The organism is Micrococcales bacterium (genome assembly GCA_016703125.1).
Classification (GTDB): Bacteria; Actinomycetota; Actinomycetes; order S36-B12; family UBA10799; genus JADKAV01.
In genome coordinates, this window is the sequence record JADJCR010000002.1 from 59,079 (window position 1) to 76,273 (window position 17,195).

At 68.9% G+C, this 17,195-nt stretch carries 12 protein-coding genes, 1 tRNA gene and 1 pseudogene; 2 read left to right on the plus strand and 12 right to left on the minus strand.

The features are described from left to right. The first annotated feature begins 21 nt into the window (after positions 1–21). On the plus strand, positions 22–732 hold the full coding sequence (locus tag IPG68_01880) for a hypothetical protein (GenBank protein MBK6762095.1): 711 nt from the start codon (positions 22–24) through the stop codon (positions 730–732). A gap of 719 nt (positions 733–1,451) precedes the next feature. On the opposite strand, the gene IPG68_01885 is transcribed toward IPG68_01880, so the two are convergent. From IPG68_01885 to IPG68_01900, 4 genes are all read right to left on the minus strand, one after another. Then, positions 1,452–1,525 (minus strand) — tRNA-Thr (locus tag IPG68_01885). A 238-nt stretch (positions 1,526–1,763) separates the two neighbouring features. After that, positions 1,764–2,462 carry a hypothetical protein gene (locus IPG68_01890; protein MBK6762096.1) on the minus strand — a complete coding sequence of 233 codons (699 nt, stop codon included), beginning with the start codon at positions 2,460–2,462 and terminating at the stop codon, positions 1,764–1,766. A gap of 46 nt (positions 2,463–2,508) precedes the next feature. Then, complete coding sequence (locus IPG68_01895; protein ID MBK6762097.1) at positions 2,509–2,685, minus strand: hypothetical protein; 177 nt, start codon at positions 2,683–2,685, stop codon at positions 2,509–2,511. Between the two features lie 19 nt (positions 2,686–2,704). After that, positions 2,705–4,234: an alpha/beta fold hydrolase gene (locus tag IPG68_01900; protein ID MBK6762098.1), complete on the minus strand. Its 1,530-nt coding sequence runs from the start codon at positions 4,232–4,234 to the stop codon at positions 2,705–2,707. Between the two features lie 56 nt (positions 4,235–4,290). Between IPG68_01900 and IPG68_01905 the strand changes: the two genes are divergently transcribed. Further along, positions 4,291–5,184, plus strand: coding sequence for a patatin-like phospholipase family protein (locus tag IPG68_01905; protein ID MBK6762099.1), 894 nt, complete (start codon positions 4,291–4,293; stop codon positions 5,182–5,184). Between the two features lie 206 nt (positions 5,185–5,390). Here IPG68_01905 and IPG68_01910 read toward each other — a convergent pair whose 3' ends face one another. The 8 genes and pseudogenes from IPG68_01910 to IPG68_01945 all read right to left on the minus strand — a co-directional run bounded on the left by IPG68_01910 (position 5,391) and on the right by IPG68_01945 (position 17,137). Further along, on the minus strand, positions 5,391–7,442 hold the full coding sequence (locus IPG68_01910) for a dehydrogenase (GenBank protein MBK6762100.1): 2,052 nt from the start codon (positions 7,440–7,442) through the stop codon (positions 5,391–5,393). Positions 7,443–7,484: 42 nt separating this feature from the next. Then, positions 7,485–8,321: a hypothetical protein gene (locus IPG68_01915; GenBank protein MBK6762101.1), complete on the minus strand. Its 837-nt coding sequence runs from the start codon at positions 8,319–8,321 to the stop codon at positions 7,485–7,487. Continuing rightward, positions 8,285–9,379: an SMP-30/gluconolactonase/LRE family protein gene (locus tag IPG68_01920; GenBank protein MBK6762102.1), complete on the minus strand. Its 1,095-nt coding sequence runs from the start codon at positions 9,377–9,379 to the stop codon at positions 8,285–8,287. Before IPG68_01920 ends, IPG68_01915 begins: the two co-directional genes overlap by 37 nt. A gap of 83 nt (positions 9,380–9,462) precedes the next feature. Then, positions 9,463–10,629, minus strand: a complete 1,167-nt coding sequence (locus tag IPG68_01925; GenBank protein ID MBK6762103.1) for a DNA polymerase III subunit delta' — start codon at positions 10,627–10,629, stop codon at positions 9,463–9,465. Beyond that, positions 10,626–11,231 (minus strand): dTMP kinase, encoded by a 606-nt coding sequence (locus IPG68_01930; GenBank protein MBK6762104.1) that lies wholly within the window; start codon positions 11,229–11,231, stop codon positions 10,626–10,628. Before IPG68_01930 ends, IPG68_01925 begins: the two co-directional genes overlap by 4 nt. Before the next feature lie 384 nt (positions 11,232–11,615). After that, positions 11,616–14,233, minus strand: a pseudogene (gene topA, locus IPG68_01935) (type I DNA topoisomerase). Between the two features lie 104 nt (positions 14,234–14,337). Continuing rightward, a complete protein-coding gene (locus IPG68_01940) occupies positions 14,338–15,771 on the minus strand; it encodes an aspartate aminotransferase family protein (protein ID MBK6762105.1) in 1,434 nt (477 codons plus the stop codon). Between the two features lie 7 nt (positions 15,772–15,778). Continuing rightward, positions 15,779–17,137 (minus strand): MFS transporter, encoded by a 1,359-nt coding sequence (locus IPG68_01945; GenBank protein MBK6762106.1) that lies wholly within the window; start codon positions 17,135–17,137, stop codon positions 15,779–15,781. Positions 17,138–17,195: the final 58 nt, after the last annotated feature.

The following is a 17,195-nucleotide window of genomic DNA, read 5'->3' on the forward strand; positions in this document are numbered from 1 at the left end:
CGGGAGGTTCCCATGTTCCCCATGCACCGTCTCGTCCCCTTCGCCGCTGCCGGCCTCGCCGCTTCCCTGATGGCTGTGGCCCCTGCTTCGGGTGACGTCATCAGCGGGCACTCCGGCGGCTGGTCGTTCCGCGGGGCGGTGAAGGGTCTGGTCACGGTCACGCAGAACGACGCTGACGTCACGCTCGCCTTCAACCTGTTCGGACTGCGCGCGAACACCAAGTACCGGCTGGTCGCCAGCAGCAGGAGGTGCGGCGCGAGCGGCGGGCGCATGTTCGCGCGGGCGTTCACATCTGACCCCCGCGGCACATCGTGGGACCCCGTCACATTCCGCGCCGACGCGAGCCGGATCAAGTCCTTCTCCCTGCGCGAGCGCAAGTCCGGGACGACTGTGGCCTGCTCCGGCAAGGCCGCGATCCACGTGGGAGCGGACAACACCGGCATAAAGGTCGCCCGACCCAAGGCCGTGGTCATGACCTCCGAAGCCAACGCGCTATGGGTGCTCATGACATCGGTCACGGGCCTCGAGCCGAACACCAGGTACCGCGCCGCGGCTCTGCCCGGCGGCTGCGTTCCAGGTGCGAAGCCGCTGTTCACTCACGGGTTCCGATCGAACGCGCAAGGCAATGCCCTCGTGCGCGCGCAGCGGGATGCTACTGCGGCCTCGCCCATCAGTTCGGTCGCTGTCGTGGAGCGAGCCAGCGGCAAGGTCGTCTTCTGTGCAGGTGCATGACGCCGCGGACCTCAGGGTCGGACTTGCTGGCACACGCCGGCATCATGCGCGCACCGCAAGTGGCGAATCTCTGGTTCCAGTGCCGTCCGGGAACTGATCCGGTACCCGATCGGGCTCGTGCGACGCTGCAGGGTCACCACGTACGGCTCGAAGGGACCGCGGCCCCGTCATAGCCGGCGAACACCTCGTCGGCGCACGGCGCAGCCATCGTTGAACGCGCTACGCACGGTCCGTCACCACGGTTGTTGCACTCCCTGGCCCGCCCTGCAGCGCACCTGCCTTCCCGCCGTCCCCGCCCGACGCCATCCTGCAGTGCCGCGGACTGGCAGGAGCCGTGACGTCGCGGCTGCACCTGGCGTTGGTGCTGGTTGGGAGACTGAAGATGAACGCCGGGGTGGTGTTGGACCTGCGCTGGTCGCGGGTGGACCTCAACCACCGGGGCATCACCACTCGGCTGATGGCGAGGTGGGTTTCGGCGACCCGGTGGCCGAGGAGTTGCACGAGGCGCGGCACTCGTCGGTAACGGCCATGCGGGAGGCCGGGGTCCCGGACATGGCGGTCGCGGAGTGGCACGGGCACGACGAGGCCGTGATGATGCCCGATACGCCTTCTCGGAGGCCTTCTCAGCGGCTAGTGACTTCTTAGTGACTTCCGGCGCCTTCGTCGCGCAAAAAGGGCCTGGTCACCCGCTCTTGCGCTTGTGACCAGGCCTCTCACTGAGCCGCCTAAGGGAATCGAACCCTTGACCTACGCATTACGAGTGCGTCGCTCTGGCCGACTGAGCTAAGGCGGCGTGGGCGGCGCACCGCCCGACCCGATCAGTCTAACGACGGCCGCGGTGCCGCCCCACGGCTGGTCGGAGCCTGAGGTGGGGAGACTCCCAAGCCTCCGCACAACTCACGCGGAGAGAGTTGCGGACACCCGGGAGCGACTCAACCGGGCCTTATCGCTCCCCGATGGAGGCAACTCTCCCGCTTCAGGCAGCGCGCACGCCGGAGTTCACCACGAGCACGTCCGACCTCAGCGGCTCGCTACCGAACGATCTGCAACGCTCCCGGGGCAGCGACCACCGGCGCGTCGGCGGGCGTCAGCGGCACGTAGAACCCGGCAGGGTTGGCGAAGGCGGCGCAGGCACCCGTGGTCTCGTCCTTCGCGAACAGCATGCTCGCGCCGATCGGGACGTCCGTGACCGTCGTGGCGGCGACCTTCCAGGCACTGGCGGTCGTCGCGTTGACGACCTGGAACACGGCTCGGCCGTTGCCACCGGCTGCATTCAGGTAGGGCACCAGGTCAGCCTTCAGCGTGCGCCGGATCACTGCATCGGTACACCCGTTGTTCAGGAAGAGCAGGGCGGTGTTGTCGTTGTCCAACTTGCCGTCCATGCCGTAGCGGAAGACCGCACCGTCAGCCGCCGTGACGACGACCTCCGGGACGAGCCCGGTGGTGTAGTACCCCGAGAACGTCCCGAGCGTGGTGCCGTTCTTGTCCTTGACCAGCCAGTTCGGACCCGCTGGTCCCGCCGGTCCACCGGGACCCTGTGGGCCATTGGAGTTCCAGGACGTCTTCACCCAGCCCTTCTTGCACTTCTTGTTCTTCTTGTTGATGAACTTGACGGCCCCGTTCGATTTCTTCACGCAGGCCTTGATGGTCTTCGCCTGTGCTGCTGGCGCCATCGCCAGACTCCCAGCAGAAATCCCGACCGCCGCGGTGATCGCGAGCAACTTCTTCATGGTGTCTCTCCTCCCGGACACCGCGAGGCTACACGTCCCGGGCAGGTCAGGCGGCATCTTTCTGCTTCATGAAAGCCACAACCATCGTGGCGATCACGCCCACCACAGGCAGCAGGAAACCCAGGACCGGCCAGCCGATTCTGTTCATCCCGTTGCGCTCGGCGATGAAGAAGCAGAACCAGGCACAGGCCACCGCCACGATCAGGCCCCAGAGGTAATCCATGGCCTCAGGTTAGTCCAGCTCAGGTGCACTTCAAACCGTCCTCGGGGACCTCTCCATCCACGAGGAAGGCGTCCACTGCACGGTCTACGCACTTCGACCCGGAGTAGTACGCCGTGTGCCCGTCAGCGTCCATCCAACTGACCAGCACCCCCGACTCCAGTTGGTCGGCCAGTGAGACCGCCCAGTCGTACGGTGTGGCCGGGTCGTACTCGGTGCCGATCACGACGATCGGCGGCGTGCCGGGAGCGGTGATCGCGTGTGGTTCATCGACCGCCGGCACCGGCCAGTAGTAGCACGGCAGGTTGCCCCAGGCCAGCGCCGCGCCGAACACGGGAGCCTCCTGGCTCCACTCCTGCGCCTGCTGCTGCGTCTCCTCGGGGTCGAAGCGGTCGGGCCGGTCGATGCAGTTGACCGCGTAGAGCATCTCGTAGGAGTTGTTGGCGTACGTGCCGTTGGGTTTGCGCTCGGTCAGCGTGTCCGACAGCGCTTGCAGCGAGAAGCCGTCGCCGTCGAACGCGCTGTCGAGGGCGTAGAACAACGCCTGCCAACCGTAGTCCGCGGAGTAGAGACTGCCCACCACACCGTTCATCGCCTGGGCGGCGGTCAGTGGGCGTCCCGCCTCTGCGGGCAGCGGGTTCTGCTCCAGATCGTTGAGCAGGTCCGCGACCTTCTGCACCCCCGCCTGCGGATCGTCACCGAGCGGGCAGTCCTTCTCGTCGGCACACCACTGTGCATAACGCAGCAAGGCCTTCTCGAAACCGACCGCCTGCCCACGGCTGACTTCGGCGTTGGTGAGCTTCGGGTCGACTGCCCCGTCGAGCACCAACCGCCCCACCCGGCCCGGGAACAACTCGGCGTAGGTCGCGCCGATGTAGGTCCCGTACGACTTGCCCAAGTAGGTGAGCCGCTCATCGCCGAGCGCCGCGCGCAGGATGTCCATGTCGCGGGCGACGTAGGGCGTGCCGACGTTGGGCGTCATCTCCGGGGAGTTGCGCTCGCAGCGCGGCCCGAAGCGCTTCGACACGGCCACGGTCGCGGCCACGTCCTCATCGGTCTCGGGGTTCGGGTCGACATTGAGGAACCGGTCGAGTTGCCGATCGGTCAGGCACTCCACCGGCGTGCTGTCGCTCACGCCGCGGGGGTCGAAACCGACGATGTCGTAGCGGTCGAGCAGGTCCTCACTCACAACCGCTCGGGCGGCCCGAGCGTACTCGATGCCCGACCCGCCGGGACCCCCGGGATTCACGACCAGCGACCCGATGCGGTCCTCCGGGTCGGATGCCGGCAGTCGCACCACCTTGACCTCGATGGTGTCCCCGGCCGGGTCGTCGTAGGCCAGCGGCACGGTCAGCGTGGCGCATTCGAACCGTCCGCCGCAGCCGCTCCAGGCCAGGCTCTGCCCGTAGAAATCTGCTAGCGCCGGCTCCTCCGGGGACGGTTGGACGGTTGCCGTCGGGGAGGCGGTGGGCTCATCGCCGCCGCCGAAGAAGGTGCACCCGGACAGCGCGACGAGCGCGGCAGCACCGACGGCGAGCAGGCGTGGATTCACCCCTCGACTGTAGCCACCACCACGACGAGCGGAGCCGGGGTGTGGACAATGAGCCTGTGGCCCGCCTGAGGATCGCCGACTCCTTGCCCCGCCCGATCGCATACGTGCTTGGCGGCGGCGCATCGTTCGGCGCGGTGCAGGTCGGCCACCTGCGGGCCTTGGCGGAGACCGACATCACCCCGGACTTCGTCGTGGGGACCTCGGTCGGATCGCTGAACGGCGCCGTGCTCGCCGAGCACCCGGCCACCGCACACGAACGGCTGGCGGACCTGTGGAGCGGCATGACCCGGGCCGTGGTCTTCGGCAAGATGCTCGGCACGGCCCTGAACCTCGCCAAGGGCAAAGCGTCAGCAGTCCCCAGCACCGGACTTCGGGCGGTGATCGAGAACGCCGTGGGGGCGCGGACCTTCGAGGAACTGACCCTCCCCCACACCGCCGTCACCACGGATTTCGACACCGGCGAACCCGTGCCGCTGAACTCCGGGGACCTCGTCTCGGCGCTGCTGGCCAGTGCGGCAATCCCGCTGGTATTCCCCCCGGTGCAGCGCGGCGATCGCAAACTCGTGGACGGCGGCATCGTGGCCAACGTTCCCATCGGAATCGCGGCCGCCCAGGGCGCCGCGACCATCGTGGTGCTCGACTGCGGCTTCACGGTCATGGCGCCGCAGCAGGAGGAGACGGCCACCGGACGGCTGCTGCGCACCGCCGCGATCATGGCCGCCCAGCAAGTACGCCGGGATCTGCGCACCGTGGACGACCGGGTGGTGCTGTACCTGCCCGGGCCGTGGCCGATGCGCGGGCGCCCCGACGACTTCCGCCGCGGCGCCGACAACGCAGCAACCACCTACGACCTCACGATGGCCTGGCTGCACGGGTTGAACGTGGTCGGCAGCGGGAGGTACGGTTCAGCGCCGTCGGACATGCTGATCAGGGCGAAGGTCGCGCCGTAGCGGGCCGGAGCGTGGCTCCAGTTCAACCCGGGAGAGATCGGGACAGCCGGGAGAGATCCAACCGGTCCTTATCGCTCCCCGATGGAGGCAACTCTCCCACCTGCAAGAACCGCGGCCACCAGAGCGATCCAACCCCCAGCCACACCCGGGGGCGATCCGGCACCAGAGGACTCTCCCGCCCTGCGCTGACCGACCGGCCGCGAGCCTCAGGCCTCCGACATCTCCGCACGCTTGGCCAGCGCCAACTCCCGCACCCGAGCCAGATCCTCATCGGTGTAGACGCCGTTGACGCCGCTGATCGTCGCGAGCTTCATGCCGTGCTTGAGGCCCAACTTGTAGATCTCCTTGACCTTCGCCCACTCGATGTTGCGGCCGATGGTGAAGGTCTCGTACCTGCCCTCAAGGGCCAGCACGATGGTCTCCGCCAGGCACGCGTAGGCGACGCCGGGCGGCAGGCCGATGTTGCCCATGTGGACATCGCCGGGCAGATGGATCTCGCCGGACTCCACCACCAGCACGTCGGGCCGCTTGGCGACGTCCTCGGCGGACAGGTCCAGCGGCCTGGCGACGTCGGTGATCACCGCGCCGGGCTTGACCTGCATGATGTCCAGCACCCGCTTGCCCGCCCCGGAGGTGGCGGTCACGATGGCGTCCATGTCGGGCAGGGCCTCATCGGGGGTGGCAGCGACGTAGATCTTCGCCCGCGGATTCTCACTCTCGATGTCGGCCTTGAGTGCGAGCAACTTGGCCGCCTCCGGGCTGACCATCCACAACTCGTCGCACGCCATGGCCAGCAGCCGCGCGCACACCGAGCCGATGGCGCCCGTGGCCCCGACGACCATGGCCTTGCCCAGCAGCCGGCCCTGCTCGTCGACGTCGGAGATCCCGAGCCGTCGCAGCGCGTCGTGCAGAGCCCACAGCGCACCTGAGGCGCTGTAACTGTTGCCCGTGGTGATCGGCAACGGGGCGCGCTTGGCGACCGTGACCCCCGCGTCCCCCACGACCTTCGTGAACGCGCCGAGGCCCATGATCTGGGCGCCGAGCTTCTTGGCCATGTCGGCGGCCTGCAACAGCCGCTTGTAGGTGAACTCGGGGTCATGGGCGAGCAGTTGCTTCGGGGTACCGCCCACCGTGATGAGCCAACCCTCCGCCTCGGCCCCGGTCGGGGACTTGACCCCGCTGATGTGGCTGTAGGTGAACGGTGGGGCATACGCGATCGCCTTCTCCACACCGTCCATGACCACCTGCGGCGAGATCTTGGCCATCGTGTTCAGCGGCTCGACGTTGCGCAGGTACTGCTGCGACAGCGGGTGGATGACGAACGCGAAACGGCTCTTGCGCTTGAACCCGCCCGGGTACAGCGAGCGCGGCTCCAGTCCGGCCGAGGTGATCATGTCGAGCAGGTCGTCATCGGTCAGGCGCGCCTCCTCGGCGCCGGTGACCGCGAGCATGAGGGCTTCGAGGACCGCGGCGTTGACCGTGACGCCTTCGAACGGCTGGGGGGTGTCGTCGAGGACGAGGTCGACACCCAGGCGGTGCAACTCGTCGAGGCGCTCGTCGGAGACCGCCGAGGTGATGAGGGTCTTGCCGGCCAGTTCCTCCAGGCCGAACATCATCAACTCGTCGTACGTGGCGACCAGGACGTCGGCATCACGCACGGCCCTGCGCAGCAGGGACTGGTTGAAGCGGCGGCCCGGCGCGGTGATCGGCGTGCTGACCTGGTCCGGCACCCGGTCGAGGAACCACGTGCTCACCCCGAGGAACCGGTCAAGGGCGTTGAACGAGTCCAGCATCGACGGCAGGCCCATCTGCAGCACCGCGTCGGCGAATCGGATGTTGTCGGTGAACTCGGAGAGCACGCGTGCGGTCCGGCGGTGGTGGGAGCCGCCGAGCACAACCGTGCGGGCATTGCTGAACAGTCCGGGCTGGTCGGCCTGCACCTTACGGACCGTCCACTCCTGCAGGACGTCGCGCAGACGGTGGCCGTTCGTCGTGGGGACCTCACCGGTGGCGGACTCCAGACGACGCAGCGCCGCCTTCTCATCGCCGGACAGGATCCCGACCGTGCGCGCGTCCCGCGCACCGGTGATGGCGAACACCGTTGTGCCCGGCATCCACTCCTTGATCATCTGCTCGGCACGGTCGACATCCCCGTCGGCCCCGAGGCGCAGAATGCGGAAATCGTTCTCCAGGAAGGTCACCGCGGTGTCGTAGTTTCGATCGGAGTCGGCCAGACTCACGTCGACCACTGCGGGCAGTTCCACTGCCTTCTTCTTGCGCGCCACGGGCTCCTACTTTCGTCAGTAATTCGGGTCGAACAAGCCGGCCGCTGTGCGCAGGCCCGAGGTGTAGGCCTGCACGTCCAGAACCGCCGGACCCACGATCTGTGTCACAGACTGCTGCAGATCGGGGGCGGCGATCAACTCGGCGGCGGCCGCCACCAAGCCTTCGTACGCTTCAACGCCCGCACGCAGCCGCGCGGCGACCTCGATGCTCGCGTGGTGGGCTACGGTGGCGGCTTGGGTGCCCGGCATCTGCTGGGTCGTCCGGTACAGCGTGCCGAGGCGTTCGACCAGGGATCGCAGAGCTGGGTCGACCTCGGCCAGGGCCCTGCGGAGCTGCTGCCCGGCGTCGGGGTGCATCTGGTCGACCAGGGGCAGCAGATCGTCCCAGCGGTGTGCCGCCCGCGACCAGCGCGCGACCTCCGCGGAACCCGGGGTCCCGGCCGGCAGCGGCTCGACGGGCAGGGCGGGGAGTTCCGGCATGGCCGGGGCCTGCAGGTGCTCCCGCTTCTCCTTGGTCAGGTAGGCGAACATCCCGGAGAACCCGGCGACGGTGAACCACAGCAGGGAGGGCTGCGGGGTGACGGCGCCCACGACCCCCATGGTCGAGGCGCCGGCGGCACCGGCGGTCCACATGACCTGCCGGCTCTTCATCCGTTGCAGACGCCGCTCGTGCCCGGCAACACGGGTCTGATGCCCGGCGATGATCGCCTGCCGCTGCTGCATGACGAGCTCGCGGTCGGTCGGACGCCCGGGCTTACTCGCCCGGTACTGCTGGTAGCGCTCGAGACTGGCGGAGAGACCGCTTTCGAGCACCTTCAGCGAGGGTTCGTTCTGCTTGCTTCCCTTGGCCATGTGTCTACGGTACGTGACGTCGGGGTGAACGCGCCAAGTCGTCGCGGGATCTGGGGCTCGGGCAGTTGGTTGGGGCGCGGCGCGGTGAACGTCAACCAACGCGCCTGGCCGCCGAACCAGGCCAGCGCGGTGGTGTTCAGACTCCCCATGGCCACCTTGCCGTCGCGGGCGCGCACCCCGGTGCACATGTAGAACTGCTCGTGCTCGCCGAAGAACTCGTAGACCACGCGGCCGTCGGTGTCGTAGGCCCGCACCCAGACCAGCTTGTCCGGCTTCGGGTGCAGGGCCTCGGGCAGCGCCCAGATCACCTTGCGCAGCCAGGGCCTGCCCGCGGTCTTGTCCAGCGCAGGCTTGCGGGCGCTGGCCATCGTCACCCACACCAGCCCGTCATCGCCCGCGGCGATGTTGTCCGGGAAGGCGGGCAGGTTCGTGATCCACGGCTCGTGCCGGCCGCTGTCGAGCCACACCCGGTCCACGCAGTACGCCCCGGTCTGGGCCACCGCCACGAACTCGCTCGACAGCGCCACGCCGTTGGCGAACTGCAGGCCGTCGGCCAGGACGTCCACGGTCCCGTCGGGCGTGCGGCGCAGCAGCCGGCCGGTGCCTGAGTGCTCGATGATGTCCGCGGTCCAGTGCTCGAGGTCGAATCGTTGGCTGGAGTCGGTGAAGTAGATCGTGCCGTCGCCGGCGACCGCGGCGTTGTTGCACACCCGCAAGCCGTGCTCACCCTTGGCGACCAGCGTGGTGAGGACACCGGCGTTGAGCAGGAGCAGGCCCTTCTCGGCGTCGCAGACGAGCAGGCCGTCGGGGTGCGCTTCGATGCCAAGCGGCCGGCCACCGGTGTCGGCGAGCACCTCGATCCGCCAGCCGTCGAGGCTCACCGAGATGATCCGGCCGTCCTCCAGCCCGGTGACGATCGCGTCCCCGACGAACAGCGCGTCCTCGGGGCCGACGCCGGGCACCGGAAGGATGTGCAAAGCGGGCAGGTTGGTGGCTGGCGGCTTGCTCGCCGCACCGGCTGGCTGCCACGTGGTGGGGGCGATGGCGGGTTTGCTCATGGAGTCATTGTGCGGTGCGCCGGGGCACTCCGGTGACGTTCGGCATATCTCGTTGCGCGTCAGGTGCCACCACGGTCGGAGGCTCAGCGGCCCGCCAGCCGCGGCGCCCGGAGTTTCACCACCATCGCCTCCATGGCCAGTTGCGGCGCGACGTTCATGGCCAGCGCCTGCCGGGCGTCGCGAATGGCGGTGAACCGCAGGAGGGTGTCGCTGGTCGAACTCTCATCGGCCATCCTCGCCAGGTCCGCGCGCATCTCCTCGTTGACCAACTCGACGGGCGCCTCCTCCTGCAACGCGAGCACGTCGCGGAACCACGCCAGCAGGTCGACGAGCACACGGTCGAGTTCGTCGCGCACGCTGCGATTGCGCCGGGCGGCCTGACGGTCCTCGAGGTCCTTCAGCGCGGCTTTGGTCACGCGCTTGATCCCCTTGCCCTCCGCGCCGGAGCCCAGCGCGAGCATCATGTCGGCGCGTTCGGTCTCCTCGCGGTCGGCCAGCAGCGCCTCGGCGTCTGCCTTCGCGGCTTCGACGATGTTGCCCGCCGCGGCCATGCAGCTTGCGAGGTCGGACAAGTCGCGCATCATCACGAGCACGTCGTGGCGCCGGTTGCGGACCGACTCGATGGTGGCCAGCGCCCGCGCCCGGCCGATGTGGCCCATGGAAGCGCGGGCGGCGAACGCGGCGGTTCCGGCGTCGACCCCCTGCCGCTCGAGGAACGCCGCGACGGCGCGCGTCGCGGGTGTCCGCAGACCGATCACCTGACAGCGGGACCGGACCGTCGGCAGGAGGTCCTCCACCGAGGGCGCGCACAGCAGCCAGACCGTGCGACTGGCTGGTTCCTCGATGCTCTTGAGCAGCACGTTGTTAGCCGACTCGGTGAGGCGGTCTGCGTCCTCCAGGACGATCACGTGCCAGCGGGCGCGGGTCGGGGCCATGTCAGCGCGGCCGACGAGTGCGCGGGCCTCCTCGGTCTTGTAGGACAGGCCCTCTGGGCGGACCACACGGACGTCCGGGTGGTTGCCGGCCAGGACGGCCCGGCAGTCCTGGCACACCCCGCACCCCCCCTGCGGGCACACCAGTGCGGCACCGAAGGCGATGGCGGCATTGGACCGGCCCGAGCCCGGCGGCCCGATGAACAGCCAGGCGTGGGTCATCGTGGGACCCGCCGGTTCGACCGCGGCGTCCTGGGCGGCCACCTGAAGCACCTCGACCACATGGTCCTGCCCGACCAGGGTCTCGAACACGCTCATCGGAACTCCTCGGGCAGCGAGGCCCACACCCGGTCCGCGACGTCCTCCACCGACCCGGAGGCGTCGATGACCGAGTAGCGGTGCCCCTCGCGGGCGGCGAGGTCGAGCAGGCCGCGGCGGACCCGGGCCTGGAACAACTCCCCCTCGTTCTCCATGCGGTCCACCTCACCGTCGCGCTGCTGGGACGTCCCCACCGGCAGGTCCAGCATGATGGTCAGGTCCGGGATGAGGCCGTCAGTCGCCCACAGGTTCACACGCTCCACCTCGTCGATCCCCAAGCCGCGCGCCACACCCTGGTAGGCCAGCGAGGAGTCCACGAACCGGTCGGAAAGCACGACGGCCCCGCGTTCCAGCGCAGGGCGGATCGTCCGCTCCACGTGGTCTGCGCGGGCAGCGGCGAACAACAGCGCTTCGCAGCGTGCCGACATGTCGACATCATCGGCGAGCAGGAGCACCCGGATCGCCTCGGCCACGGGGGTTCCGCCCGGTTCGCGCGTGACAACCACTTCGTGGTGCTCACCGAGCCGTTCGGCCAGCAGGCGCAGTTGGGTCGTCTTGCCTGACCGGTCCACACCCTCGAACGCGACGAACAAACCCCTCACATGGGTCACCCTCTCACGCTGCCCCGAGCAGGCGGTCGCGTCGGTACGCCGCGTCCCGTTGGAGAGCGCCCACGAGGTTGGAGAACCCACACGTTGGTTCTCCAACGCGGTGAACAGCCTCCAACGACCCACGCCACAACTGGGCGCGACAGGCGGGATTCAGGCCGCTTTCGCCCACTTGTGGGCCGGAATAATCCCGAATGCCCGGTATACACCCGTCGATCGGGACCACAAGTGGGCGACCAGGGGGCGGGTTCGCCCACTTGTGGCGAGCAGGGAGCGGCGAACTACCCCACCAGCCCGTTCGGCGACGCCAAGGACCGGGACATCATCAAGGCCCTGTAGCACGTCTCGCGTCGGTCGCTGGGCGTGACGGCGGTCGGGCTACTTCTTCGACGCTGCCTTCTTGCGGGGCTTCTTCGGCGCAGGACCCTTCGCGCGCCGCTCACTGATCAGATCGCTGGCACGCTCGAGCGTGATCGTCAGCGGGTCGTCGGCCACCCGCAACGAGGCGTTGGTCTCACCATCGGTGACGTAGGGGCCGAAGCGCCCTTCCTTGAGTTCGATCTTCTTGCCGGTGATCGGATCAACGCCGACCTCCTTGCCGGGCGCGGCCTGCTCGCGGCCCCGGCCGCGTTTGGGCTGGGCGAACAACGCCAGCGCCTCGTCCAGGGTGCACGTGAAGATGCTGGCCTCGTCGGGCAGCGAGCGGGAGTCCTTGCCGTGCGTGAGGTACGGGCCGTACCGACCGTTCTGTGCCATGACCGGCTCCCCGTCCTCGGGGTGCTTGCCGACCTCGCGCGGCAACGACAGTAACCGCAGGGCGTCCTCGAGGGTGACCGTCGTGAGGTCCATGCCCTGGAACAGGCTCGCGGTGCGCGGCTTGACCGTCTTGCGCGGCTTCTTCGCGCCTTCGGGGAGTTCCGGCAGGATCTCCGTGACGTAGGGGCCGAACCGTCCGGTCTTGGTCACGATCTCGTGCCCGGTGTCCGGGTCGACGCCCAGCCCCCGCTCCTCCTTGGGCGCGTTGAGCAACTCGAGGGCCGACTCGGGGGTGAGCTCGTCGGGCGGCAGGTCGGCCGGCACGTTCGCACGCTTCTCGCCCGACTCCAGGTACGGTCCGTACTTGCCGACGCGCAGGACGATCTCTTGGTCGATCGGGAACGACGAGTTCTCTCGCGGGTCGATCTCCGGCAGTTTCTCGATCATGGGGTGCAGGCCCACGAAACGGCCCCCGCGGGGGTCCACGCCGCCGTAGTAGAACGTGCCCAGCACGAACGTGCGGGTTTGGTGACCGTCGGCGACGGTGTCGAGGATCTCCTCGAGTTCCGCGGTGAAGTCATAGTCCACCAGCGCCGAGAAATGGTCCTCCAGCAGCCGCACCACGGCGAATGCCAGCCACGCCGGCACCAGCGCGGTGCCGCGTTTGAAGACATACCCGCGGTCCAGCAGCGTGCCGATGATGTTCGACCACGTCGAGGGCCGGCCGATGCCGCGCTCCTCCAAGGCCTTGAGCAGCGTGGCTTCGGTGTAGCGGGCAGGCGGCTTGGTGGAGTGCTCCTCGGCGGTCAGCGCCCGGACCGTCACCTCGTCACCGGTGGCCAGGCGCGGCAGGCGGCGTTGCTGCCCGCTGTCCTCGTCGTCGCGGCTCTCCTCGTACGCGGCCAGGAAGCCGGGGAAGGTCACCACGGTGCCGCTGGCGGAGAACGTCGTCGCCGTGCCATCGGCGGTCGTGGCGGCCAGTCGCAGCGTCGTGGTGGCGATCTTCGCGTCGGCCATCTGGGAGGCGACCGTGCGCTTCCAGATCAGGTCGTAAAGCGCGAGCTCGTCGGGGTTCACCTGCGAGGCCACCTGGCCCGGGGTGCGGAAGGAGTCACCGGCTGGGCGGATCGCCTCGTGCGCCTCCTGCGCGTTCTTCACCTTGCGGGTGTAGTCACGCTGCGGACCGGGGAACACGTGGTCGTCGCCGTACAGCGCCCGCGCCTGCGCCCGGGCGGCCTGGATCGCCGTGGCCGACAGGTTGGTGGAGTCGGTACGCATGTAGGTGATGAAGCCGCGCTCGTACAGGCCCTGGGCCACGCGCATCGTGCGCTGGCCCCCAGCGCAGTTTGCGGGAGGCCTCCTGCTGCAACGTGGAGGTCATGAACGGGGGGGACGGCCGCCGCGTGCCCGGCTTCTCCTCCACCGATTCCACAGCCATCCGGGCGTCGGCCAGACCCGCGACGAGCGCCTCCGCAGCGGCGATGTCGAGGTGCCGCACGTCCTTCTTCTTCAACTGCCCGAGGTCGTTGAAGGAATCCCCGCGCGCCACTCGCACGCCGTCGACGTGGGTCAGGGTGGCGGTGAAGTTGCCCGGGTCCAGCAGCGCCTCGATGTCTGCGTAACCGGCCCGCACGAACGCCATCCGTTCACGCTCACGGTCCACGACCATCCGCAGCGCCACCGACTGCACACGCCCGGCGGACAGCCGCGGCATGACCTTCTTCCACAGCACCGGCGAGACCTCGTACCCGTACAACCGGTCCAGGATGCGCCGGGTCTCCTGCGCGTCCACCAGGTCGAGGTCGAGTTCGCGGGTGTTCTGCAGCGCGTGCTGAATGGCGTCCCGGGTGATCTCGTTGAACACCATCCGCCGCACCGGGACCTTCGGGTCGAGCACCTTCAGCAGGTGCCAGGCGATCGCCTCACCCTCCCGGTCCTCATCGGTGGCAAGTAGCAGTTCGTCGGCGTCGCGCAGCTTGTCCTTGAGCTCCTTGACCCGCGCCTTCTTGTCCGCGTTGACCACATAGATCGGAGCGAAATCGTTCTCGATGTCGACGCCGAGACGCGCCCACGGCTCGGACTTGAACTTGGCCGGGATGTCGGCGGCACGGTCGGGCAGGTCCCGGATGTGGCCCACACTCGCGGTGACCTCGAAGCCGTCGCCGAGGTAGCCCCTGGATCGTCTTGGCCTTCGCGGGCGACTCGACGATGACAAGGCGGCGTACGGTGCTTTCAGGCATATTTCCCTTCCCCGACCCCATGATGCGGGCACGAATCGGCACAGTACGACACCGGGGTGGGGTTGCGCCAGCGGGGATCGCCTACCTGGACGACTGGGCGATCCTCAGCGGTTGGGTGTGAACACCTCGCTGAACACCGCCTTGAGCAGCACCTCCACCAATGGCGCCGGGGATCCCTCCAGCAGCGCATTGATGCCCGCCATCTCCTCCGGCAGGGCCACCGGGCCGCCCTGACCCTTGAATCCCGCGATCTGCATGAGGCCGTCGATCGTGGCCGCGTCGAGGGCGTCCACGTCGATGCTGGCCGCGGCCGCCGCGAGGTTCGGGTCGATGTCGGCTCGCCCCTTGCCGGTGGCAGCCTCCGTCGCTTCCCTCAGCATCGCCAGGAACTCGTCTGCCCGGTCCCCGATGCCCGCGGACACCGTCACATGGATGTTCGTCGGCCCGCCGCGCCGCGCCGGCTGGACCTGCAGCGACCATCCCAGCGCGTGCGCCTCGTCGGCGACGATCCGCACGTCGGGACCGTCCGGATCTCCGGTGTCGCCGATGCAGACCAGCGAAGACTCCGGGGCCGCGACCACCCGCAGCCCGGGGATGGTGGCCACCTCCTCAGCGATGTGCACGGCGCCGGCTCGCGATTTCAGCGCCAGCTCCCGCAGCCCTTCGCGGCCCAGTAGATGCAGAACCGCCCACGCGGCGGCACCCGGTGCGGCGGAGCGGCTGGACAGCAAGGTGTTGTTGATCAGCGGGTAGCCGGGCCAGCCGGCGTCGGCGAAGAAGTGGTACTGGCGCAACTCCGGATTGGCGTGCAGCACGATCGACACGCCCTTCGGGGCGTACCCGTACTTGTGCAGGTCCATGGACGCCGACGTGACACCCGGGATACTCATGTCCACCGGCGGCAGACCCTCGGCCTCCCGCACGAACGGCAGCACCCACCCGCCGATACACAGGTCCAAGTGGCACAGGATGTCGCGCTGCGCGGCGTCGGCCGCGACCTGCTCGACGGGGTCGATCACCCCGTGGGCGTAGCTGGGCGCGGAGACGACTGCCAGGGCGGTGCGCTCGTCCATGGCCGCGCGCATCTCGGCGGCATCGGCTTTGAACCCGTCGTCGACCCCGATGTCCACCACGTCCACGCCGAACAACCATGCTCCCTTGCGGAACGCCGAGTGCCCGGTGACCGGCAACAACATCCTCGGCCGGCCCTGCCCACCCCGGCGGTGGTAGCGCTCCCGGGCGCCGAGCACGGCAAGCATGCAGGACTCCGTGCCACCACTGGTCACCGTGCCCACGGCGTCCGGACCGCCACCGTGCAGGTCGAGGGCGGCGCCGACCAGGTCGTTCTCGACCGCCGCGATGCTGGGGAACGCCGTGGGGTCCAGGCCGCTGCGACCCCAGGCGGTCGCGGCCGCGGCGTTGGCCACCTCCCGTAACTGGGCGTTGCCGGACTCGAAGTGGTAGCTGGTGGCCTTGGTGTAGTCGAGGTCCACGGCGCGCAGAGCGGCCAGCGCCGACAGGATCTCGGCGGCGGGCAGGCCGTGGTCAGGAAGCGGCGGCAGGGTCATGTGCACCTCGCAGGTCGTTGAGTGTCTTCTCGGTGAGGTCGTACTTGAACAACGTGGGCAGGCTCAGCAGCATCATCAGCGCCGGGAACAGCGAGAAGGACAAAACGATCCCGGTCAGGGCGCTGCCCGGCTGCGTGACGGTCTGCCCGGCCTCGCTGGAGATGAAGCCGGTCGCGGCCAGGATGAGGCCCACGACCGCCGGGCCGAGCGCCAGCGAGACGGTCTCGGCGGCCGCCCACACGCCGGTGAACACCCCGGCCCGCTGCCGGCCGTGCTGGGCGGCGTCCGCCGCCACGGTGTCCGGCAGCATCGCCAACGGGAACATCTGCATGCCGGCGTAGGCCACCCCGACCATCCCGACGAGCACGTACACGGCGGCGTCCGGGAGGCTGCGGCTGAAGAACAGTCCGACCGCCGCGACCAGGAAGACGCCACTGGCCATCACGAAGCCGCGTTGTTTGCCCACCCGCTTGGAGACCATCGCCCACAACGGCATGACGATGACCGCCGGTGCCACCATGCAGACGAAGAGCAGTGTCTGCTGCAGTTCCCCACCCCCGAGGATGTAGGTGGCCAGGTAAGGCACGGACGCCAGCATCGCGCCGGTGGCCAGCGCCTGCGGGACGAAGGTGAGCATGAGCAGCAGGAACCAGCGGTTCTGCCGGACCGCGGCGACCCGTTCCTGCAGCGTCGGTTCACTCTGCGCCTGGCTGTAGGAGCGGACCCGGCGCAGCATGGACCAGCAGACCACGGTGCTCACCAGCAGTAACAACCCGACGACCACGCCCATCCCGGCATAGCCCGAGCGGCCCGAGCCGAACGCCTTGACGAGGATGGGGGCACCTGCGCCGAACAGCAGGATCGACAAGCTCAGGAACACGATGCGGATGGCCGTGATCCGGGTGCGCTCGCCGTAGTCGTCGGTGAACTCCGCGGGCATCGCGAGGTACGTGACCTGGAACGTGGCGAAACCCGTGATGGCGAACAGGAAGAACACGCCCACCCACAAGGCGGCGGCGTTGCCCTCCAGGGCGCCGGGTGCCGCGAACGTCAGGGCGAACATGGGAGCGAGGATGAGCCCGCCGATCAGCAGCCACTTGGAGCGGTGGCCGGAGCGCACCATGGTCCGGTCGGACATGCTGCCCACGACCGGCGCGATGATCACGTCCCAGGCCTTCGGCAGGAAGACCACGAGGCTGGCGATCGCGGCGGCGACCCCGAGCACGTCGGTGAGGTAGAACAACAGGACCAGGCCGGGAACCGTCGCGAAACCACCGGTGCCGAACGATCCGAACGCATAGCCGAACCGCTGCCTGCCTGTCAGTCGCTGGGCCATGAGGCCCAGTATCGTCCCGTCACCCGTACCGTTGCCGCGTTTGCGGGACACTGGGAAC